This is a genomic window from Pseudomonas oryzicola (genome assembly GCF_014269185.2).
In the GTDB taxonomy this organism is placed as follows: domain Bacteria; phylum Pseudomonadota; class Gammaproteobacteria; order Pseudomonadales; family Pseudomonadaceae; genus Aquipseudomonas; species Aquipseudomonas oryzicola.
In genome coordinates this window covers 2,559,386-2,580,199 of the sequence record NZ_JABWRZ020000001.1, presented here as the reverse complement: position 1 = coordinate 2,580,199, position 20,814 = coordinate 2,559,386, and the positions used below count along the sequence as shown (strand labels likewise).

The window sequence follows — 20,814 nt, the reverse complement described above, 5'->3', positions numbered from 1 at the left end:
CCTCGTACTAACCGGTCACCTGGACGACTGCAGCATCCAAGGGCTTGCGATGTGCCTGTTACTTTCAGAAATTCGAAGGCATCGCGAAAGCAATAAAAAATGGCCCTGAGGGGCCATTTTTCTTATTGCTGAGGCGCTTTGCTTATCGCTAAGGGTGTTCGCCCTCCTCCACACTGGACTCGACCTTGAACGCCTGGGCCTCTTCGCACAGCCACTGGGCAAAGGCCGCCGCATCGGGATTGACCATACTTTGGGCTGCATAGACCAGGTAGAACGCTTCCTTGGTCGGTACATGATGCCCCAGGGGTGCAACGAGCCGGCCCTCGTCCAGAAGATGCCTGACCAGTGAAGACCGCGCCAACGCAACACCCTGGCCAAGTTCAGCGATCGTCAATGCCGAGATGAGGGTGTCGAACTGCATCCCCTGAGACGAGTCAACGCTCTCTGCAGCGTTCTTCTTGAGCCAGTACCCCCACCCTTCCTCATAGCCCAGCACGTGCAGTAACGGGTGCAGGGCAAGATCCTCAGGACGTCGCAACGGACGCTCTTGCGTGATCAACGCCGGCGAACACACTGGCACCAGCGTGTCCCAGGTCAGTCGCTCGGCCTTCATGCCAGGCCAGCGCCCTTGCCCGTACCTGATTTCGAGATCGGCATCGAACTCTGTTTCATCTACCCAGATGTTACTTGCGACTCGAATGCTCACATCAGGATGCTTTGCTCTGAATCGGGGTAATCGGGGGGCTATCCAATGTGTGAAGAACACCAGACTGCTACGAATGCTGAGCGCACTACGATGGCCTTGCCCAAAGATTTCGTCCGTGGATGCGGCGAGGCGCTCAACTGACTCTCTGACCACTGGAAAGTAGGATTTACCTGCCTCGGTGAGCTCAAGTCCACGCGGGAGGCGCTTGAAAAGCGCTACGCCTAATTGAGACTCCAAGGCCTTCACCTGCTGACTGATCGCCGCTTGAGTAAGATTGAGCTCTTCAGCGGCATGCGTGAAATTCAGTAGCCGGGCAGAAACCTCGAATGCTCGAAGCCAGTTCAGGGGAGGCAAACGCTTTTTCATAACGCATCCAACACTAGGTTCATTGGGGATCGAATCGCTCAGTGGTTGACATTAGAGACGATCAGTCTAAATTACAACGCATGAATAGCTCCAAACCTACCCCCCGAAGAGGCCGACCGCCCAAAGTCGCACGTGAGCATGGCGAAACGCTTGAGCTCTTGTTGCGCTGCGGCATGGAAGTCCTCACCGAACAGGGCTTTGCTGCCACCGGCATCGATGCTGTACTCAAACGCGTGCAGGTACCCAAAGGCTCGTTCTATCACTACTTCGACAGCAAGGAAGCATTCGGCCAAGCGGTGCTGCAGCGCTATGCAGACTACTTCGCTCGAAAGCTTGATCGCTGCTTCAGCGACCTGAGCGTGTCGCCGCTGCGAAGGCTGTCCAATTTCGTGGAAGAAGCGAAAGTGGGGATGGCTAGGTACCAGTTCCGAAGAGGCTGCCTGGTAGGCACCCTCGGCCAGGAGGTATTGGTGCTGCCAGACAGCTTCCGTGAACAATTGGAAATCACCCTGCAGGACTGGGAGCAGCGCTTGTCTGCCTGCCTGGAAGAAGCGGTGAAGCTGGGCGAGGTGTCTTGCGTGCATGACTGCAAAGCCCTCGCAGCCTACTTCTGGGTTGGCTGGGAGGGTGCCGTGCTTCGTGCACGCCTGACGCAGCAAGTCCGCCCCCTGGACATCTTTTTCCAAGGATTCCTGACGGGAATCACCCGGTGATTCCTGCCGGACAATTTAAAGACAACCGGTCTAAATGAGGATAAGCAATGTTCAAAGCCATTCTGGTTGATAAGCTGGAAGATAAGTATTCGGCTCGACTCGCCGACCTGACGGATGATCAGCTACCAACCGGGACTGTGACGGTAAAGGTGGCCTACAGCACCCTGAACTACAAGGATGCGCTGGCAATCACCGGCAAGGGGCCGGTTGTTCGTCAATTCCCGATGGTGCCGGGCATTGACCTCGCGGGCACTGTCGAAGCGAGTGACGATCCTCGATACCAGCCTGGCGATCGCGTACTGCTCAATGGCTGGGGGGTGGGTGAAAGCCATTGGGGCGGGCTTGCGCAAAAGGCAAGACTGAACGGCGACTGGCTGATCCCTCACCCAGAGCGCCTGAGCGGACGCCAAACCATGGCCGTCGGTACCGCTGGATACACCGCCATGCTTTGCCTGATGGCACTGGAGCGCCATGGATTGAAACCCTCCCATGGCCCGGTGCTGGTCACAGGCGCCACAGGCGGCGTCGGTAGCTTCGCCATCAATCTTCTGGCCGGTGCCGGGTATACCGTCACTGCCGCAACAGGAAAATCCAGCGAAGAGGCTTATCTGAAAAGCCTGGGTGCAACGACCATCATCGATCGAGCCGAGCTCTCAGCCCCGGGGCGTCCTTTGGCGAAAGAAAAATGGGCAGCAGTAATCGATTCGGTCGGCAGCCACACACTGGCCAATGCCTGCGCAAGTACAATGTCTGAAGGCTTGGTGGCAGCGTGCGGTTTGGCCCAGGGCATGGATTTCCCGGCAACCGTTGCACCTTTCATTCTTCGAGGGGTAAGCCTGCTCGGCATCAACAGCGTCACTCAGCCTTTCAAGCGGCGAGTCGAAGCTTGGGATCGGCTGTCCGATCAACTGAACCTCGATGCATTATCGTTGATGACCAAAGAAATCCGCTTGGAGAACGCGATTGCAGCCGCCTCTGAACTGATGGACGGGAAGATCCGTGGCCGGTTGATTGTGGACGTGAACGGCTAGGAGGGTCGCATAATACGATGCGTTTCGTCCCTTGCTAGTGACCGTTCGTTCAATGTGCAGTCTTCAGCAGTCAGGGATACCCTCAAGCGGGCAGCAGAACGCCATGCTCCTCGAAATATCGGCTCAAGGTACATGCCTCCCCCTCAGGATCAGCCAGTGCGACATAGCTATCAGGCCGCAACAGATAAGCGGCATTCCTGGCAACGCCGGTGTTCTCGTATGCATGCTCCCAAGCGAACACATGCAGTGCAATGCCATGCTTCGCGCACCACTGGGTCAGGTCTGCCTTGGCCTCACCGAACACCTGAACTTGCCAGTCAATGGCGGCCAGTGAGTCGTAGTTGTCCGCCAACGCCCCTGGCAACCAAGGCAGACGATCGCCGCCGTGAACCTCGCCTGCCTTGCCCTGACTCAGTGGACTGTGGCGATATTCAAGCGTCGTTTGCGAAACCGCTCGAAACAGGTACTCACGCACGTTGCCACTCTTGTACGCAACGCTGGCGAACAGCGGCGCGACGCGCGTGCGCACAAAGTCAGCGAACCGCCCTTGGGCGGTAACGAACGTGAACAGCCTGTCGGTTGTATCCACCAGCTTGCGCGCGAAGGCCTGGCGTTCAATCTGGTAGCTGTCGAGCAACGTATCGGGCGCCTTGCCCTTCACCACCGCGGCCAATTTCCAGGCCAGGTTGTTCGCATCCAGAATGCCGGTGTTCATGCCCTGCCCGCCTGCCGGACTGTGGACATGCGCAGCATCGCCGAGCAGAAATGCCCGGCCACGGCGGAAATGGTCCGTGACACGATGGTGGACCCGGTAGGTGGAAAACCAGTACACCTCGGTAATCTTGAGGTTCAAGCCGTTGATGGCATCATGGCCAACGTCTGCGAACGTCAGATGCTCCGGGTGCTCGGCACGCTCGTCCCGCACGGTACCAATCAGGCGGTATCGGTCCTTTTCGCCATAGCACAAGAGCAGCACAAAATCGGACTGGTCGAAAGCGATGTGCGCCTCACCCGCAGGCTCGATGCCCGTCACCCTGACGTCCGCGACATAGAAAAGCTGTTTGTAGGTGCCGCCCTCGAAACCGCTGCCGATCTGATGCCGAACGCGCGATCGGGCGCCATCACATCCTGCCAGGTAAGTCGCCATGACCGCCTCTTCCCGCCCATCAGCCTGTTTCAGGAGGGCAGTGACATGGCTTTCACCCTCTTCGAAGGACAGCAGTTCGGTCCGCCATTCCACATCCACAGCCAGTGCCTGGAGTTGCTGCACCAGCAGGCGCTCATGGCGATCCTGGGGGTAAATCAATACAAAGGGATATGCGGAAACCCGTCTGCCCGCATCACCCAAAGGGATACGCGCCCTGTGGCGGCCGAGTGCCCACATGTTCATGGCTGGGGTCTTATACCCGGCCTCTACCACTGCCTCGGCCAGATCGAGCTGGCGATAGAGTTCCAGCGTGCGTGCTTGAACAGCCATGGCGCGAGAAGCTTCACCGGGGCCATTGTTCTTGTCGATGATCCTTGCGCTGACGCCTTGCCTGGTGAGCCACAGCGCCAGAGCCAGACCGGTCGGGCCGGCCCCCACAATGAGAACGTCGGTCTGCGCCATGATCCCACCTCGGAAATAGACAGAAACAGATGCACATGCCATCTCTTGGCATCGTTCGATCAGTATCCACTCAAGTAAACTTCAGCGAAACCCGCAGGTACGACCACTACGCAGCAGGCAAACTCACGGATGGGGTTTGGCACTTTTCGTTCATCTCAGGGCGTTTGTTCGGTAGACTACCGGGCGGGTGCCAACTGCACGGTGCAGAGCGGCAGGTTAAAGAACAGCGCAGGTCGGGCCGCCATGCGGGAGTACTTGCGCCTATGCATAAAAAGGAACTGCCTCGCGCCCAGGAACTGGCCGAGCGTGCCTTCGCCAACCTTGAACGCTTCGTACACATCGAAGCAGTCAGCGGCATTGTTCTACTGGTTGCCGCTTTGGCTGCACTGATCTGGGCGAACTCTCCAGCTGCCGACAGCTACGAAAGGCTTTGGCACACGTCGTTGACCATCGGTTTGGGCTCGCTGGTTCATTCACAGTCCCTGCATTTCTGGATCAATGATGGCTTGATGACCATCTTTTTCCTGGTCGTCGGCATGGAGATCCGTCGCGAGATCCACGAGGGCGCACTGTCCAGCCTGCGCCAAGCCACGCTACCCATGGCAGCCGCCGTCGGCGGTGTCGCCGTGCCCGCCCTGCTCTATCTGGGTTTTGGCCACGCATCGGCAGAACAACAAGGTTGGGCCGTACCGACGGCCACGGATATCGCCTTTGCCGTAGGGGTACTGGCACTGCTTGGCAAGTCGATCCCGTCCAACGTCCGCGTGTTCCTCCTGGCCCTGGCGATCATCGATGACATCATCGCAGTGCTGATCATCGCGTTCTTCTATTCAGGTGGCCTTGATTACAGCGGTTTCGGCGTTGCAGTGATCGGCCTGCTGATGGTGATCGGGCTTCAGAAGATCGGTGTGGGTGCTGCCTACGCCTATATCATTCCTGGCGCAATCACTTGGCTGGGTGTCCTGTTGACCGGAGCCCACCCGACCCTCGCAGGCGTTGTGTTGGGCTTGATGACGCCTGTAACCGCAATGCCGATGCGCGAGCGCCCGCTGGATGCAGTTACCCGTTTTACCGGAGAGCTGCTGGGACGCGCCAGGGCGCCAGAGCGGGATGCCAGCGACCTCATGCCCCCGTTGAAAAGGCTGCGCTTGGCCCAGCGTGAACTGGTGCCGCCGGTGGTGCGCATGCAAGGCACCCTGCATCCTTGGGTGGCTTTCGGCATCATGCCAGTGTTTGCCTTGGCCAACGCCGGGGTAAATCTGTCCGGAGTCGATCTGTCCGCTGAGGCTCCCCAATGGGTAATGATTGCCGTCGCTGTCGCCCTGGTAGCTGGCAAACCCTTGGGCATCGTCGGCGTCAGTTGGCTGATGGTGCGCTTGGGCTGGTGCGCGCTTCCCGCCGAAGTGAACTGGCGCAGCATTTTTTTGATCGGGTTGCTGGCCGGCATCGGTTTTACCATGTCGATCTTCATTGCCAATCTCGCCTTCGCCGATCCAGGTGCGCTGGCGGCGGCCAAACTTGGCGTGCTCTCCGCCTCGGTGCTGGCGGCACTGCTAGGCCTGGCCTGGGGGGCATATAACCTACGCAGAGCGTCTGCCGTGAGCAAAGCCGGTTCCAGCTCCTAGCGGTCTACGCTGGCACCTGACACAGCTGCCCTCTGTGTCAGGTCCGGCAGGGCTTTCAACGTCAAGCGTGCTTGGCCCCCCCAGCCATGACGGCTTGCGTCAATACAGAGACGCTTTCCTGCCCTGAGTTCACATGCCCAGCATCTCAGGCAAAACCAGCGCGATCCAGGGCACATAAGTCACCAGAATCAGGAACAACAACAGGACCAGCAACCAGGGCAATGCTGCACGCACGGTGTCCACCAGCGGCATGCCGGTCACGGCGGAGGTGACGAACAGGTTGAGCCCAACCGGGGGAGTGACCAGGCCGATTTCCAGGTTGATCACCATGATGATGCCAAGGTGCACCGGATCGATGCCCAGCCGTGTGGCGATCGGGAACAGGATCGGCGCCAGGATCAGGATGATCGCCGACGGTTCCATGAACGCGCCAGCCACCAGCAGCACCACGTTGACCACCAGCAGGAAGGTCACGGGGGTAAGCCCGGCCTCGATGACCCAGGCGGTAATCTGCTGCGGTAGCTGTTCGGTGGTCAGCACATGGGCGAAAAGCATGGCGTTGGCGATGATGAACATCAGCATGATGCTCAGCCGGGCAGACTCGAGCAGCACCTTCGGCGCTTCGCGCCAGGACATGTCGCGGTACACGAACAGCGCGATGAAGGCCGAATATACCGCCGCGACCGCAGCCGCCTCGGTCGGTGTGAACATTCCGCTGTAGATGCCACCGAGAATGATCAGGATCAGCAGCAGGCCCCAGATTGCATTGCGCGCCGCGCTCAGCCACTCGCTGAACGTAGCCCGGGGCAACGCTGGCAGGTTGCGTTTCACCGCCACTATGTAGATGACAATCATCAGGATCAGCCCGAGCATCAATCCCGGCACCACCCCTGCCATGAACAGTTTGCCGACCGAAGTCTCGGTAGCGGCGGCGTATACCACCATCACGATCGAGGGTGGAATCAGGATGCCCAGTGTGCCTGCGTTGCAGATGATGCCTGCGCCAAAAGCGGTTGGATAACCCGAGCGCACCATACCGGCGATGGCGATCGAGCCGACCGCGGCAACCGTCGCCGGGCTGGAACCGGAAAGTGCGGCGAACAGGACGCAGGCCAGCACAGCAGCGATGGCCAGGCCTCCGCGCACATGGCCGATGCAGGCGTTGGCGAAGTCGATCAGGCGCCGGGCCACACCACCGGTGGTCATGAACGCTCCGGCCAGCAGGAAGAACGGAATGGCCAGCAAGGTGTAGTGCTCGGAGGTTTCGAACAGTTTGATCGCCAGCGAGCGCACCGAGTCCTGGCTGAACAGCATGATCGCCAGTGAGCCCGCCAACCCCAGGGAAATGGCGATCGGCACGCCGATGAACATCAGCACGAACAAGGCCGTGAACAAGAACAGGACGGTCATGGTTTATCTTCCTCGTGCTCGGTCAGCTTCATGGCCTCGGAGGCTTCATCCGCAAGGCCCAGCCCCACCTGGCGGCCCATGAGGATGCGCACCATGATTTCGGCGAAGCGGATGAATACCAGGGTGAAGCCCAGCGGCACGATCAGGCCGATGTGCCACTGCATGATGCCGATATGGCCAAGGTCTTCGGCGCCGATGCCGGCAGTCAGCAAAGTCTCGATCCACTCGAAGCTGGCGACGCTCAGCAGCCCGGCATAAACCATGCAACTCGCGCAGGCTATTATTCCGATGAAGCGTTGTAGTGGCTTGCTGGCCAGCTTCACCAGCGCATCGACGCCAATATGGCCGGCGGTGCGCACGCCATAGGCCAGGCCGAAGAATATCAACCAGGCGAACAAGGCCTTGGTCAGCGCATTGCTCCAGGTCATGGCCTGGGCGGCGTCCATCACGTGATCGCCAACGGCGTTGAACAGGTCGGCCGCCCCCGGCCAATGCTCGGCCACGCTGTAGAACAGGGTGTAGAGGTTGTTGAGGATCACGTAGACGAAGGTCACCAGGGTCATGGCGGCCAGGAGAAAGACGATGAAACCTTCCTCGAAGTGTTCCCAGATACGTCTGAGGGCGTGCATGGCGCGATCTCCAGAACGAAGCCGGCCCCAACTCGCGCAGGGCCGGCTACTGGCTTACTGAGGCGTGTTGGCGGCTTCGGCGGCCTTGATCAGGTCAGCACCGATTTCACCTTCGAACTTCTTCCACACAGGCTTCATCGCATCACGCCACGCTTCGCGTTGCTCCGGGGTCAAGGTGATGATCTCGGTGGTCTTGGCATCGATGATGCGCTGCTTGTCGCCCTGGTTGAGCGCCTCGGCTTGCTTGTTCACCTCGGTGGTGACCTCGCCGACGATTTTCTCCAGTACCGGTTTCACGTCTGCTGGCAGGCCGTTCCAGAACTTGGTGTTGGTGATCAGCATGTAGTCCAGCACGCCGTGGTTGGACTCGGTGATGTACTTCTGCACCTCATGCATCTTTTGGCTGTAGATGTTCGAGTACGGGTTCTCCGCCCCATTCACCACTCCGGTCTGCAAGCCTTGGTAGACCTCGGCGAAGCTCATTTTCCGCGGGTTGGCCCGCAGGGCCTTGAATTGTTCTTCGAGCACGGCCGAAGCCTGTACACGGAATTTCAGGCCACGGGCATCCTTCGGCTCACGAAGTGGTTTGTTGGCCGACAATTGCTTCATGCCATTGTGCCAATAGGCCAGGCCGGTGATGCCCTTGTTTTCCATGGACTTGAGCAGGCCTTGCCCGGCCGGGCTCATCTGGAAGCGGTCGACGGCATGGATGTCGTCGAACAGGAACGGCAAGTCGAACAACTGGACCTGTTTGGTGTACTGCTCGAACTTGGCCAGCGACGGTGCAATAATCTGTACGTCACCGAGCAGCAAGGCCTCCATTTCCTTGCCATCACCGAACAACGACGAGTTGGGATAAACCTCGACCTTGACTTTGCCGGGCAAGCGCTCTTCCACCAGTTTCTTGAACAACAGCGCGCCCTGGCCCTTGGGCGTGTGTTCGGCGACAACATGGGAGAACTTGATGGTAATCGGCTCAGCCGCCTGGGCCAGGCCAGTAGCGCTCAAGGCAAACGCGCAGAATAAAGCTTTGATCGCAGGAGTTAACATCCGATGATTCCTCTTTATTGTTGTTGTGGCCAGTGACCTTCAGAGTCTAGGTGGCATTTGCCATATTGTTCTCCCTATCGCCCCAAAGCCCCCCAATGGTTTTCAGACAAGCGACTATTCACCCTGCCGATCACCAGCCCGTGCTGGTGCCGCGAACCAGCGTTCGGGCGGTACCCACTTCTCCTGCGCAGGATCACCCAGGTAGTGCGGCGACATGATCTGTACCCCGTACTCGTTGAACACATCCTGGATGTTGGCATGCAGCAGGCTCAGCAGTTCTGCCCGGGGCCTGGGTTCGCTCGGCACCGCCTGGGCGACCAGGCGGTATTCGGGGTAAAAGTCCGACAAGCCGGTCTGGAACACTTGCGGCCTGGGCTTTTCCAGCACGCCGTCGGTACGCCTGGCAGCTTCCACCAGCATCGCTTCGACCTGGCGCCAGGGCGTGTCATAACCGATGGTCACCACGGTATCGACGATGTACCCCTGCCCTTGCACCACACGTGAAAAGTTGCGCGTCACAGAGCCGGTGATCATCGAGTTGGGCAAGGTCAGCACCTCGCCCAGGCCGGTGCGGATCGTGGTGTTGAACATGCCGACTTCGCTCACCGTGCCTTCATGGTCACCGACCCGCACATACTCGCCGGCCTTCAAGGTGCGGGAATAGGTGAGGATCAGGCCCGCTGCCGCCTGCCCCACTATGCTCGAAGCGCCGAGCGAGATCATCAGCCCGAGCAGTACCGACAGCCCCTTGAAGGCGTCGGTACCGGAGCCCGGCAGGTACGGGTAGGCCATGACCAGAGCGAACAGCCAGATGGCCAGCGAGGTCAGGCGGGTGGTCGGTTGCAGGGTTTCTTCGGTCAGCCACCTGAGGTTGCCCGGCCGGGCCATGCGCTGCAGCAGGCGCCGGCTGAAGCCACTGATACCGCGGGCGATGAAAAAGATCATGATCGCCACGGCGATACCGGGGATCGCATCCATGATGCCCTGGAGCAGGTAACGCAACAGGTCGAGCAGGTAGACGTTGAGGCTTTCCCCCCAAGGCCGGGTGTAGGGGAACTGCGACAGCACGAAGCTCAGCCACTGGTAACTCAGCAGCAGCACCACGGCCCAGTGCAACAGCCGCAGCAGGCGCTCGATCAAGGCGTAGACCAGTTGCATGTCGAACAGCGGCATCTGCCCGAAGCGGATCTGCCGGGCGCGCTCGCGCATCAGCTGCGGCAACAAGCCTTGCAGTTTGCGCCGTGCCAGGTTGGTCGCTTTCAACAAGGCCAGGTAGATCAACGTAGCCAGTGCCGAGTAGCCCGCCGCCTTCAACAAAAAGTGCAGGCTGCGTGCCTGGCCGGTCTCGTCGACCACCTGGCGCAGCACGGCGGCGGCCTGCTCGGCCGCTGCGCGGGTATCGCCATCATCCGGGCCCAGGTCACGCGGAGCAATGATGAAGGCACGACGCCCGCCCAACAGCACCAGATGGCTATTGAGGATGGGGTCGACAGTGACCTTGAGCTCATCCGTGCCGCGCAAGGCCTCGTCGATCACCGCAGTAGCCCGTTGTACGCGCGCCGTCGGCGTTTCCCCCAGCAACGTGGCGTGGAAGGTGAAGATGTTGCGGTTGGCAACGGTCAACTGGGCAGGTTCAGCGGGGATGCCATCGGTGGCACTGCCTGTGGTTTGGTCGCCATGGCCGGCCATGGGCCGCACGGTCAACACGATCAACAGCAGGCAGAAAAGGCGCTTCATCATGAAATTCCCGGTCCTCTGTGACCATAAGGCATGCGGGTAGTGATAGCACAGCGGCTGGTGGCCCGCGTCCCGCAAAGCTACTGACGCGTGCGGAGCTTGCGCCTGGACGTGCCTACTGCATTTCAAAGCCCCGCGCGGTATGATGGACCCACGCCAGGATTGGCGATGTGCCATGGCCTTCAGAGTATCGCCAGCGCGGAAAATCGGATTTTCATCAAGTTCCATCGTGAAACGTGACATTCTCCTCGCTGTTCCACTGCCTTCGGCCATCCATCGCTCACCCGCTTCGTTACCCCATCGCGAAGCGCCCCTGCCTATCGGCTGAATCCGGCACACGCGGCTATCGCTCGCGCTCCCCCATGGCTTTCACGAGACGACCTTCTTGGCATATTCAAGGCCCCTCGCTTCCCATCACCGTGCCCTCGACTGGCTGAACTTCTTCCTTGCCGACGTACGCGACGGCCTCGGCCCTTACCTGGCCATCTACCTGCTCGCCGTGCACCAGTGGCAGCCGGCCAACATCGGCCTGCTGATGAGCCTGGCCGGCATCGTCGCGCTGCTGGCGCAGACGCCGGCCGGAGCCTTGATCGACCGCACCCCGGCCAAGCGCGCGGTGCTGGTGATTGCTGCCCTGCTGGTAACCGGCAGTTGCCTGTTGCTGCCGCTGATTTCGTCGTTCGCCTGGGTGGCCTTGACCCAGACGATCAGCGCCTTGGCAGGCTCGGTGTTCGCCCCCGCGATTGCCGCGATCTCGCTGGGTATCACCGGCCCCAAGGCGTTCACCCAGCGGGTCGGGCGCAACGAAACCTTCAACCACGCCGGCAATGCCTGCTCGGCGTTGCTGGCCGGCGGCCTGGCCTACCTGTTCGGCCCGGTGGTGGTGTTCTACCTGATGGCGATCATGACCGTAGCCAGCATCGTCGCCGTCGCGCGCGTGCCCGCCGCAGCGATCGACCACCAGTTGGCGCGCGGGTTGGCCCATGGCCCAGGCGGTGATGACCACCCTGCCGGATTCAAGCTGCTGCTGCACAACCGTACCCTGCTGGTCTTCGCGGTGTGTTGCGCATTATTCCACCTGGCCAATGCCGCGATGCTGCCCCTGGTGAGCCAGAAGCTGTCGCAGGTCGACCTGCGCCTGGCCACCCCGCTCACCTCCGCCTGCATCGTCGCGGCGCAGCTGGTGATGGTACCCATGGCGCTGCTGGTCGGGGCCAAGGCCGAGCTCTGGGGGCGCAAGCCGTTCCTGCTGGCCGGTTTTCTCATCCTGCCACTGCGTGGGGCCTTGTACGTGGTGTCCGACAACCCGTTCTGGCTGGTCGGCGTACAGCTGCTCGATGGTGTCGGCGCGGGTATCTTCGGCGCGCTGTTCCCGATCGTGGTCAAGGATCTGACCGACGGCACCGGGCGCTTCAATGTCAGCCTCGGTGCGCTGGCGGCGGTGTTCGGCCTGGGCGCCGCGCTCAGCCCGGGCATCGCCGGGCTGGTGGTACAGGCCGCCGGCTACGATGCCGCATTCCTGACTTTGGCCGCGATTGCCGGCGCCGCCTTCGTGGTGGTACTGGTCGCGCTGCCCGAGACCCAGCCCGGCGCTTCGCCATCGCCTTCCTTGACAACCCTTGCCGGAAACTGAACAGCCCATGCCCGTCAGCGAACATGCATTGATCATCTGGGCGATAGCCGCCCTGGCTACCTTTGGCGTCATTCTGCGCCCCTGGCGAATCCCGGAATACGTCTGGGCCATGGGCGGTGCCTTGCTATTGACCGGCCTGGGCCTGATCACAGCGCACAGCGCCTTGGCCGCAGTCGCCGAAGGCACCGACGTCTACCTGTTCCTGATCGGCATGATGGTGCTGGCCGAGCTGGCCCGCCAGGAGGGGCTGTTCGACTGGCTGGCGCGCTACGCGGTGCAGCACGCGCAGGGTTCCGGGCAACGGCTGTTCGACCTGGTATTCCTGGTCGGTACACTGGTCACCGTGTTCCTCTCCAACGATGCCACGGCGGTGGTCCTCACGCCGGCGGTGTACGCGGCGTGCAAGGCGGCCAAGGCCGAACCTCTGCCGTACCTGTTCATCTGCGCGTTCATTGCCAACGCGGCCAGCTTCGTGCTGCCGATCTCCAACCCGGCCAACCTGGTGGTGTTCGGCAGCCAGATGCCACCGCTGCCAGACTGGCTCCGGCAGTTCACCCTGCCATCGCTGGCGGCCATCGCCCTGACCTACCTGATGCTGCGCCTGGCACAGCGCCGGCAGATCAATCAGCCGCTGGCCTTGAGCGTGCACACCCAGCCGCTATCGGCCGGCGCCCGCCTGTGTGCGCTGGGCATCGCGCTGACCGCAGCCTTGCTGCTGGGCGCCTCGGCACTGGACATGGCGCTGGGCCTGCCAACGTTTGCAGCCGGCGTCGCGATCACGGCGCTGATCCACCTGCGCCAGCGGCGCAGCCCGATGCCGGTACTGCGTCACGTCGCGTGGGGGGTGCTGCCGCTGGTGGCGGGCTTGTTCGTACTGGTCGAAGCGGTCGCCCAGACCGGCCTGGTCGTGCGCCTTGCCCAGGCGCTGGCCACGCTGGCAGAGGCTGCGCCGGGCAAGGCCAGCTGGCTGGCCGGCGTGGGTGTCGCCATCGCCAGCAACCTGATGAACAACCTGCCCACCGGCTTGATGGCCGGGTCCATGGGGTCACTGGTGCAACTGCCGCAACAGACGACAGCTGCGCTGCTGATCGGCGTCGACCTGGGGCCGAACCTGTCGATTACCGGGTCGCTGGCGACGCTGCTGTGGCTGGTCGCGATCCGTCGCGAAGGCGAGCATGTCAGTGCCTGGCAGTTCCTGCGCCTGGGGCTGCTGGTGATGCCCCCTGCCCTGGTGGCGGCGCTGCTGGCGCTGTGGGTGTGATCAGCGGGTAGACAAAGGCGCCCGTGAACGGCGCCGTTTGCTGCTACGCTTTGAATACCTGTCCAGGAATCCGTCACGCTGGATTTGCCGGCTCACACAGAACCTAGCACAGCTGAGTTCCGTTGTTCTTCAGGCCTACCCTCTGCACATGACCTTTGCCCATCAAAGGTACCGATATGTCTGAGCCCAGGAAACGTTCGAGCAAACGCAAGCCCAAGACGATTGAAGACCTCCGGGAAGACAGGAACTTCCAGTCGCGCAAGCAGCGGCTCGAGGCCGGCAAGCGCTTGCGCGACAGTGTTCCACGGGCGGCACATGCAACGTGGAAACCTTCCTCGAAGCAGCGTGACCCGGTCGCGTTGCTGGAACAGTCCAACCGTCACCGGCATCCCGAACTGGTGCCTGTTCGCTACGGCCGCATGCTGCGCAGCCCCTTTACCTTCCTGCGTGGCTCGGCCGGCCTGATGGCGCGGGACCTTGCCAGCCTCCCCAATACGGGCATCCGAGTGCAGGCCTGCGGCGACTGCCATTTACTGAACTTTGGTCTGTTCGCCACACCTGAGCGCAACCTGATCTTCGATATCAACGATTTTGACGAAACCCTGCCCGCGCCCTGGGAGTGGGACATCAAACGGTTGGCAGTCAGTTTTGCCGTCGCGGCCCTGGACAACCGGCTCGAGCGCAAGCAGGCCCGGCAGTTGGCCATGGCCTGTGTCAGTGCCTACCGCAAGCGCATGCGCGAGTTGTCGCTGATGAGCCCGCTGGACGTATGGTATGACCGCCTGGATGCGCAAACCCTGATCGACATGGCGCCCAATGCTGCGTACCGCAAGGCACGCGAAGCGTTGATGGCCAAAGCCAGGACGCGCATCGGCGATTATCTGTACCCGCAGATCAGCGATGAGGTCGGTGGCCGACGGCGCCTGGTCGACCAACCGCCGATCCTGTTCCATGTGCATGAAGCCGATTTCGCCAAGCGGGTGAAGCTGGCGCTCAAGGACTACCGCAATTCGCTGCAGCCGGAGCGCCGGGTGCTGTATGACCGTTATCGCCTGGAAGACTTTGCCGTGAAGGCCGTTGGCATTGGCAGTGTGGGCACGTTCTGCTTTGTCGGCCTGTTCTTTTCAGCCGAAAACAACCCGTTGCTCTTGCAGTTCAAGGAGGCCTGCCCTTCGGTACTGGCGCCCTACGCCGGTGCCAGCGAGTTCGCGAACCAGGGTCAGCGCGTGGTCACCGGCCAACGGCTTTCGCAATCGGCCAGCGACATCTTTCTGGGCTGGACCGAAGGCAGCAAGGGCCGACAGTTCTTCGTCAGGCAGTTGCGTGACATGAAGATGTCACTACCGGTCGAAGGTGCGTCGTTCGAGCAGATGGCAATGTATGCCGAAGTGTGCGGGATGACCTTGGCGCGGGCGCACGCCAAATCCGGCGACGCCGCGTTGATCAGCGGCTACCTGGGTAAATCGGACGCTTTCGATAGCGCCATCGGCAGCTTTGCCCTGGCCTATGCCGGTCAGAATGCGAAGGATTACCGGGCGCTGGTCGACGCGGAAAGAAAGGGCCGGATCAAGGCGCTTCGTGAGGTAGACGATTAGGCACGTTCAACCTGTGCGCTGGTGAATGACCCGCTTGCATTTACCCGGGTGCGAAAAGATGAGACAGCAGCGTTTTTCCGGATTGCGGGCAACCTCAGGTCAACGTGCCGTGCTCGTCGCCGCCACCCTGTTGATGGCCGCCTGTTCGACACTCGGCCCCACCACCATCGAGCGCGATCGAACCGACTATGCGGGGGTCATAGCCACCACCTGGAAAGAACAGACCTTGCTCAATATCGTCAAGCTGCGGTACGCCGATGCGCCCGTCTATCTTGAGGTTTCGTCGGTGATCAGTTCCACCGCCATCCAGAGCCAGGTGAACTTGTCCGCCAGCTGGTTCAGCGGCTTGCCTGCCGACGGCAATAGCCAGGCTATCGGCGCCTCCGGCGTTTACACCGATCGCCCGACCATCAGTTACACACCGCTGTCCGGCGAACGATTTTCCCGCTACCTGCTCACCCCGCTGTCGCCAGCGGCGGTATTTTCGCTGATCCAGGCGGGCTACCCGGTGGACCGCGTGCTGCATCTGACCACGCGTGCCGCTAACGGTCTCTACAACCGCTCTGCTTCACCGTCCCGAATGCGCGCCGCCGACCCTCGCTTCTATGCCGTGCTGGATGCGCTTCGTCGCATACAACGCTCGGAAAAGCTCGGCATGCGGATCAGCCAGCGCAGCGGCGATGACAGTGAATTGTTCCTGATCGCCGACACCTCGTCGGCACAGTTGGAGGAGGACCGCCGACTGGTGCGTGACTACCTGCGCCTGCAACCCGACCAGGAAGTCCTGCACCTGACCTTCGGCTCCGTGCAGAGGAGCGATACCGAAGTGGCGCTGCTGACCCGGTCGATGTCGGAAATCTTTGCGGAAATCGCCGCCACGATCGAAGCGCCGCCCATCCATGTGCAAGAAGGGCGGGCCAACCCGGCACCCGCCCTGCCGGTTACCAGCGAATGGGACGCTCCGCTGGTGCGCATTCATTCCAGCACGCAACGCCCGGACGATGCCTACGCCGCCGTGCGTTATCGCGACTACTGGTTCTGGATTGACGACCGCGACATGAAGTCCAAGTCCGAATTCCTGTTCATCCTGGTGCTGCTTTCCCTGGCTGAAACGGGCGTAGCCCCGGAGCTGCCGGTGATCACGGTGCCGGCCAATTAGTCCGGCAATGGATACAGACTTTGCAACAGGCGGTCCTGGGCCGACAGCGGGCCCAGGTAGCGCACGAACAGCTCCTCGCCCCGCCTTCCGGCAAGCGCCTTGCTCAAGGCCCTGTCCACCAGCAACCGGAAGTCCTCATCCCCACGTGGCATAGGCAGCGCCACCCGGCTCATGACAAACATCCGCTCCGGGACCCACAGCTGCTCACGCTCGGCTTGCCGGGCCTGGTAGGCAAGCAGCACGACCCGGTCCCCCAGCAGCGCATCGACCTTGCGCTCGGCCACCCGCTGCACGCCTTCCTCGTAGCTCGACACCTCCTCGAGGGTGGATTGCAAGCCTAGCTGGCGTATCCGTTCATGGGCCCAGCGGCTGCTCAATGTGCCACGCAATACAGCAAAGCTGTGTTTGCTCAGCCCTGCGTTGATCGTTGCACGCCAGCGTGGGCCACTGTCCTGGGCCTTGCCACTGAGTGGCCCCAGCAAGGTAGCCGGTGCGTCGCGCCTGACCAGCACAGCCAGGCCGGAAGTAAAGACCGGGATGGAAAAATCCGCCACGGCACGTCGGCCAACGGTTTCCACCATTGGCGTACACACCAGGTCCACCTGCCCTTCAGTCAAGGCAGGAACCACCTGGGCCTCCGCCAGGGCGCGCCAATGCACCTGCAGGCCAGCAAGCCCAGGCGCCTGACGGATCCGCTCGACCACCGCCATGCACAGTTCCACGGCGTACCCTTGCGGGGATTGCTCGCTACCTGACGAGAACGGCGCAAGGCCTTCCATGAACCCCAGGGTCAGCACCTGGCTGTGTTGTAACCGCTCCAGGACATCGGCAGCGGCAAGCCTGTTGTCGGCTAGCCCGCAGAGCAACAGGCTTGCAAGGCACAGACCGGCGAATTTCGCTCGTTTTTTCACGACGCCCCCCCGATCGTATCCAGCACCTTGACGAAGCGCTTGGCAATGAAGCCGAACAACAGGTAACCCAGCGCCATGATCAGCGCGGCGCCAAACACGGCTTCCAGGCCCGAGGCGTACAGGGCATAGAAGCAGTAGCACACGGCGACCACCATGATGATGGCGTTACGGCGAAAAATGCTCAGCGGCACCTGTGCCTTGTACATGATCACCAGCAATCCGGTCAGTGAGGTGATGTAGGGGATGATGTTGGTCACAGCCGCCAGGTTGACCAGCTTGCTGAACTGGGCGCTGGCATTTGGCGAGAGCGTCGACAACGCAATCAGGCTTTGCAGCACGGCGCAGGTCAACAAGCCCGCCAACGGCACGCCGCGCGGTGTGACGCGGGTAAAGAGCCGGGGAAACAGCCCCTCTCCGGCGGTAACCTTGGCGGTTTCGGCCAGGGTGAATTGCCAGCCAAGCAATGACCCCACGCAGGCGATCACCGCCAGGCCCATGATCAGGTTGCCAACGGTGTCGTTGAACATACGCGCGTAGACCAGGGCGAAGGGTGCGCTGGCATTGGCCAGCTCCGGGTTGGGCACGATCCCTTGGATGACACTGGTCGACAGGATGTACACCACGGCTGCGCCAAGGGTGCCGAACAGGCAGGCCAGTGGCACATTGCGCTTGGGGTTTTCCACCGCATCCGAGTTCTGCGCAGCCGACTCCATGCCAAGAAAGGCCCACAGCGTCAGCGGGATGCTACTGGTAATGGCCTGGGCAACAGGCATCTGCCCTGGGTTCCAGGCCTCCCGGAAGGTTGTCGGGCTGAACCAGTACCAGCCGATCAGGCTCAGCCCGGCAACCGGCACGATCACCCCCCACACGCTGATCGCCCCGAGCCGACCGGTGATCTTGGCGCCGCCCAGGTTGGCCAGGGTAGTGAACCAGATCAGCATGACCGCCCCCGCCAGCAGTGGCACAGCACCGCTGCCCAGCCACGGGAAGAATGGCGTGAGGTAGCCCACCGCCGAGATGCCGATCGCCACGTTGCCGATCATCAATGAAAGAAAATACAGATACGAGCACAGGAAAAAGGCAGACTTGCCGTGCGCTTGCTCACTGTAGGCGGACATCCCGCCGGAACGCGTACAGTAGATGCCGCATTGGGCGAAACAATAGGCAATGGCCATCGACCCCACGGCGGTGATCAGCCAGGACAGCAGCGACACAGCCCCGATCTGGGCCATGCTTGCCGGCAGCATGATGATGCCCGAGCCCATCATGTTCACCGTTACCAGAGTGGTCAGCCCGACCAGGCTCATTTTCTTTGCTGGATCATCCATGCTGCACCTAGACCTAAGCGTGTCGATGAAACCGGCGATCGCGCATCACGCCATCATTCAGCGCTGCGACCGAGCCGGCGAGCCCCTGGCAATGCGCTCATCCCATGCAGTACCACGCTGAGCACGACGCAAGCGATGGTAGTAGCGATGATGGTAGCGCCTTCTTGCAATTGCGCATCCAGCACCAGCACGGCAAAGACGATCGAAGCCAGCCCACGGGGTCCGAACCAGCCGATGAACAAGCGGCTCTCGGCGCTGAGCGCGCTGCCGCTCAGGCTGATCCAGACAGGCAGCATGCGCACCAGCGACAGGCTTGACAGGGCGTAGAACCATACCGCGGGCGACAGCATTTGCGCTGCCTTGGGCGCCACGTAGGCACCAAACACCACCCAGGTCAGCAGTGACAAGGCCTCACCACAAGACTCGCCGGTCGCTAGCAGCGGCTGGGTTTCCTGCTTGAACCGGCAACCTGTCAGCAGCCCCGCACAGAAGGCGGCGATGAAGCCACTGCCACCCAATGCCTGGGCGCAGGCGAAACTCAGCAATGCCAGCGCCGGCATCACCAGCTGTTGCCACGCTTCGATCTGCAGGCAATGGCGTTGCGACAGGCGCAACAGCCCGCCCACCAGCAACGCCAGCGCCGCTCCGGTCAGGGCGCCGACGCCCAACTCCTCCAGGAACAGATAACCGGCCAAGGCAAAAGGCACCGTCGAGTGCGCTTCCGTCACCAGGGCCAGCAGCAAGAGCAGCACCGGCACACAGATGCCGTCGTTCAAACCGCTTTCCACATTCAGGCTTTCGCGCACATTGGCCGGTACCTCCGGGTTGCTGACCACGGCCTTGCCAAGGGCGGCATCGGTTGGCGCCAGTATCGTCGCCAGCAGCGCCATTTCCAGCCAGGGCATTTGCGGAAAGAGCAGCCACGCGGCAAACCATCCCGCGACCAAGGTCAGCGGCAGGCCAATGGTCAGCAAGCGTAGCGGCAGGCTGCGGAAGTGGCGCAGCTGGGCCAGATCGGCCTTGGCGGCATCACTGAACAGCACAATGGCCAGGGTCAGTTCAGCCAGCAGCCGCAAATCGTTGCGGTCCAGCGAAAGGTTCAGCAACCCCAGCCCGGATGGGCCGGCCGCCAGGCCCGCCAGCAGAAACAGCAGAGGCCCGTTGATGGGTCTGGATTCCAGCGCGCCGGCCAGGCTGGCGTAGAGCACCAGCAAGGCGGCCAGAACTGCCAGGTTCTGATACATGGCCACGCCCCGAAAGCAAAAGCCTATGCAAGAACGCTATCACTGCATCTACAGCGCGACGATGTAAAAAGCGGCAGAAGTTATCCTAGGTCAATAAAGCCGGTAATTGACATCTGCCAACTGCCGGCGGAGCACTTCGCCGTGGCGGGAATGGTCACGACTTAACTTTTATCAAGCCCGCCTTGCGCTGCCTGGGTAAGGTGCAGTGACCCAAGCTCGACAAAGGCACAGACCATGAACAGCCCACCTCCCGCAAGGGTTCGCCTGTATGACGAGGAAGAACTGGACGCAGTGCTGCGCACGATGGCCCACCAGGCATTGGCCTGCCTGCCTGCGTCGCGGCTGGCGCTGGTAGGCATTCAACGGCGCGGCGAGCCTTTGGCACGGCGCCTGCAATTGCACCTGCAGCAACTGACCGGTGCAGCGCCGTTGCCACTCTATCCGGTCAAGGTCAAGCGCTATGCCGACGACCTCAGCATCCTGCACACCCATACGCAGCTCACCGGCAACCCTGAGCTCGGCAACCTCGACCTTGCCGGTACCACCTTGCTGGTTGTCGATGACGTGCTCTACGAAGGGCATTCGCTGCTGCGCACCTGCGCCTACCTGGCCGAACTGGGCGCGCGCCAGGTACTCAGCGCAGTGCTTGTCGACCGGCACGTCTGTCGCCAGCCGGTGCATGCCGATATCGTGGGTATTCACCTGCAGGTAGCGGCGCAGGATATCGTCGAATGCCATGTGCCGCCCTACGAAGCGCAATTCTGCGTGGAAGTGCTGCGCCACGGTCGACCAGGCGATACCGCCTGA

General features: G+C 61.6%; 17 protein-coding genes. 8 read left to right on the top strand and 9 right to left on the bottom strand.

Annotation, left to right across the window (positions count from 1 at the left end; all coding sequences use genetic code 11):
• Positions 1–148 precede the first annotated feature (148 nt).
• Complete coding sequence (gcvA, locus tag HU760_RS11895; RefSeq protein WP_186674368.1) at positions 149–1,072, bottom strand: transcriptional regulator GcvA; 924 nt, start codon at positions 1,070–1,072, stop codon at positions 149–151.
• 80 nt (positions 1,073–1,152) lie between these two features.
• Here gcvA and acuR point away from each other — a divergent pair, with 80 nt between their 5' ends.
• A complete protein-coding gene (gene acuR / locus HU760_RS11890; protein ID WP_202883407.1) occupies positions 1,153–1,785 on the top strand; it encodes an acrylate utilization transcriptional regulator AcuR in 633 nt (210 codons plus the stop codon).
• Positions 1,786–1,832: 47 nt separating this feature from the next.
• Complete coding sequence (gene acuI / locus HU760_RS11885; protein WP_186674370.1) at positions 1,833–2,816, top strand: acrylyl-CoA reductase (NADPH); 984 nt, start codon at positions 1,833–1,835, stop codon at positions 2,814–2,816.
• 82 nt (positions 2,817–2,898) lie between these two features.
• On the opposite strand, the gene HU760_RS11880 is transcribed toward acuI, so the two are convergent.
• Positions 2,899–4,425 carry an FAD-dependent oxidoreductase gene (locus tag HU760_RS11880; RefSeq protein WP_186674371.1) on the bottom strand — a complete coding sequence of 509 codons (1,527 nt, stop codon included), beginning with the start codon at positions 4,423–4,425 and terminating at the stop codon, positions 2,899–2,901.
• Between the two features lie 263 nt (positions 4,426–4,688).
• Here HU760_RS11880 and nhaA point away from each other — a divergent pair, with 263 nt between their 5' ends.
• Positions 4,689–6,050, top strand: a complete 1,362-nt coding sequence (gene nhaA / locus HU760_RS11875; protein ID WP_186674478.1) for a Na+/H+ antiporter NhaA — start codon at positions 4,689–4,691, stop codon at positions 6,048–6,050.
• Positions 6,051–6,179: 129 nt separating this feature from the next.
• On the opposite strand, the gene dctM is transcribed toward nhaA, so the two are convergent.
• From dctM to HU760_RS11855, 4 genes are all read right to left on the bottom strand, one after another.
• Positions 6,180–7,460, bottom strand: a complete 1,281-nt coding sequence (dctM, locus tag HU760_RS11870; protein ID WP_186674372.1) for a C4-dicarboxylate TRAP transporter large permease protein DctM — start codon at positions 7,458–7,460, stop codon at positions 6,180–6,182.
• Entirely contained in the window at positions 7,457–8,089 is a 633-nt protein-coding gene (locus HU760_RS11865) for a TRAP transporter small permease (protein WP_186674373.1), read from the bottom strand. Before HU760_RS11865 ends, dctM begins: the two co-directional genes overlap by 4 nt.
• A gap of 54 nt (positions 8,090–8,143) precedes the next feature.
• Positions 8,144–9,139 carry a C4-dicarboxylate TRAP substrate-binding protein DctP gene (gene dctP, locus HU760_RS11860; RefSeq protein WP_186674374.1) on the bottom strand — a complete coding sequence of 332 codons (996 nt, stop codon included), beginning with the start codon at positions 9,137–9,139 and terminating at the stop codon, positions 8,144–8,146.
• Positions 9,140–9,253: 114 nt separating this feature from the next.
• Positions 9,254–10,876, bottom strand: coding sequence for a mechanosensitive ion channel family protein (locus tag HU760_RS11855; protein WP_186674483.1), 1,623 nt, complete (start codon positions 10,874–10,876; stop codon positions 9,254–9,256).
• Positions 10,877–11,261: 385 nt separating this feature from the next.
• On the opposite strand from HU760_RS11855, the gene HU760_RS11850 reads away from it, so the two are divergent.
• The 4 genes from HU760_RS11850 (at position 11,262) to HU760_RS11835 (ending at position 16,524) form a co-directional block, all read left to right on the top strand.
• Positions 11,262–12,509 carry an MFS transporter gene (locus tag HU760_RS11850; protein ID WP_186674375.1) on the top strand — a complete coding sequence of 416 codons (1,248 nt, stop codon included), beginning with the start codon at positions 11,262–11,264 and terminating at the stop codon, positions 12,507–12,509.
• A gap of 7 nt (positions 12,510–12,516) precedes the next feature.
• Complete coding sequence (locus HU760_RS11845; RefSeq protein WP_186674376.1) at positions 12,517–13,770, top strand: arsenic transporter; 1,254 nt, start codon at positions 12,517–12,519, stop codon at positions 13,768–13,770.
• Positions 13,771–13,946: 176 nt separating this feature from the next.
• Positions 13,947–15,365 carry a DUF2252 domain-containing protein gene (locus HU760_RS11840; RefSeq protein ID WP_186674377.1) on the top strand — a complete coding sequence of 473 codons (1,419 nt, stop codon included), beginning with the start codon at positions 13,947–13,949 and terminating at the stop codon, positions 15,363–15,365.
• A 58-nt stretch (positions 15,366–15,423) separates the two neighbouring features.
• Positions 15,424–16,524, top strand: a complete 1,101-nt coding sequence (locus HU760_RS11835; protein ID WP_225932811.1) for a hypothetical protein — start codon at positions 15,424–15,426, stop codon at positions 16,522–16,524.
• On the opposite strand, the gene HU760_RS11830 is transcribed toward HU760_RS11835, so the two are convergent.
• The 3 genes from HU760_RS11830 to HU760_RS11820 are packed head-to-tail and all read right to left on the bottom strand — an operon-like array spanning position 16,521 to position 20,007.
• Positions 16,521–17,435 carry a transporter substrate-binding domain-containing protein gene (locus HU760_RS11830; protein ID WP_367615770.1) on the bottom strand — a complete coding sequence of 305 codons (915 nt, stop codon included), beginning with the start codon at positions 17,433–17,435 and terminating at the stop codon, positions 16,521–16,523. The genes HU760_RS11835 and HU760_RS11830 overlap by 4 nt on opposite strands.
• A complete protein-coding gene (gene potE / locus HU760_RS11825; RefSeq protein ID WP_186674378.1) occupies positions 17,432–18,763 on the bottom strand; it encodes a putrescine-ornithine antiporter in 1,332 nt (443 codons plus the stop codon). The genes HU760_RS11830 and potE overlap by 4 nt, the downstream gene beginning before the upstream one ends.
• Positions 18,764–18,816: 53 nt before the next feature.
• Positions 18,817–20,007, bottom strand: a complete 1,191-nt coding sequence (locus HU760_RS11820; protein WP_186674379.1) for a cation:proton antiporter — start codon at positions 20,005–20,007, stop codon at positions 18,817–18,819.
• Between the two features lie 234 nt (positions 20,008–20,241).
• Between HU760_RS11820 and HU760_RS11815 the strand changes: the two genes are divergently transcribed.
• Positions 20,242–20,814 (top strand): bifunctional pyr operon transcriptional regulator/uracil phosphoribosyltransferase PyrR, encoded by a 573-nt coding sequence (locus HU760_RS11815; RefSeq protein WP_186674380.1) that lies wholly within the window; start codon positions 20,242–20,244, stop codon positions 20,812–20,814.

Coding starts and splice junctions, on each gene's coding strand:
- gcvA (WP_186674368.1), bottom strand. CDS start 1,072: ATGAAAAAGCGTTTGCCTCCCCTGAACTGGCTTCGAGCATTCGAGGTT.
- acuR (WP_202883407.1), top strand. CDS start 1,153: ATGAATAGCTCCAAACCTACCCCCCGAAGAGGCCGACCGCCCAAAGTC.
- acuI (WP_186674370.1), top strand. CDS start 1,833: ATGTTCAAAGCCATTCTGGTTGATAAGCTGGAAGATAAGTATTCGGCT.
- HU760_RS11880 (WP_186674371.1), bottom strand. CDS start 4,425: ATGGCGCAGACCGACGTTCTCATTGTGGGGGCCGGCCCGACCGGTCTG.
- nhaA (WP_186674478.1), top strand. CDS start 4,689: ATGCATAAAAAGGAACTGCCTCGCGCCCAGGAACTGGCCGAGCGTGCC.
- dctM (WP_186674372.1), bottom strand. CDS start 7,460: ATGACCGTCCTGTTCTTGTTCACGGCCTTGTTCGTGCTGATGTTCATC.
- HU760_RS11865 (WP_186674373.1), bottom strand. CDS start 8,089: ATGCACGCCCTCAGACGTATCTGGGAACACTTCGAGGAAGGTTTCATC.
- dctP (WP_186674374.1), bottom strand. CDS start 9,139: ATGTTAACTCCTGCGATCAAAGCTTTATTCTGCGCGTTTGCCTTGAGC.
- HU760_RS11855 (WP_186674483.1), bottom strand. CDS start 10,876: ATGAAGCGCCTTTTCTGCCTGCTGTTGATCGTGTTGACCGTGCGGCCC.
- HU760_RS11845 (WP_186674376.1), top strand. CDS start 12,517: ATGCCCGTCAGCGAACATGCATTGATCATCTGGGCGATAGCCGCCCTG.
- HU760_RS11840 (WP_186674377.1), top strand. CDS start 13,947: ATGTCTGAGCCCAGGAAACGTTCGAGCAAACGCAAGCCCAAGACGATT.
- HU760_RS11835 (WP_225932811.1), top strand. CDS start 15,424: ATGAGACAGCAGCGTTTTTCCGGATTGCGGGCAACCTCAGGTCAACGT.
- potE (WP_186674378.1), bottom strand. CDS start 18,763: ATGGATGATCCAGCAAAGAAAATGAGCCTGGTCGGGCTGACCACTCTG.
- HU760_RS11820 (WP_186674379.1), bottom strand. CDS start 20,007: ATGTATCAGAACCTGGCAGTTCTGGCCGCCTTGCTGGTGCTCTACGCC.
- HU760_RS11815 (WP_186674380.1), top strand. CDS start 20,242: ATGAACAGCCCACCTCCCGCAAGGGTTCGCCTGTATGACGAGGAAGAA.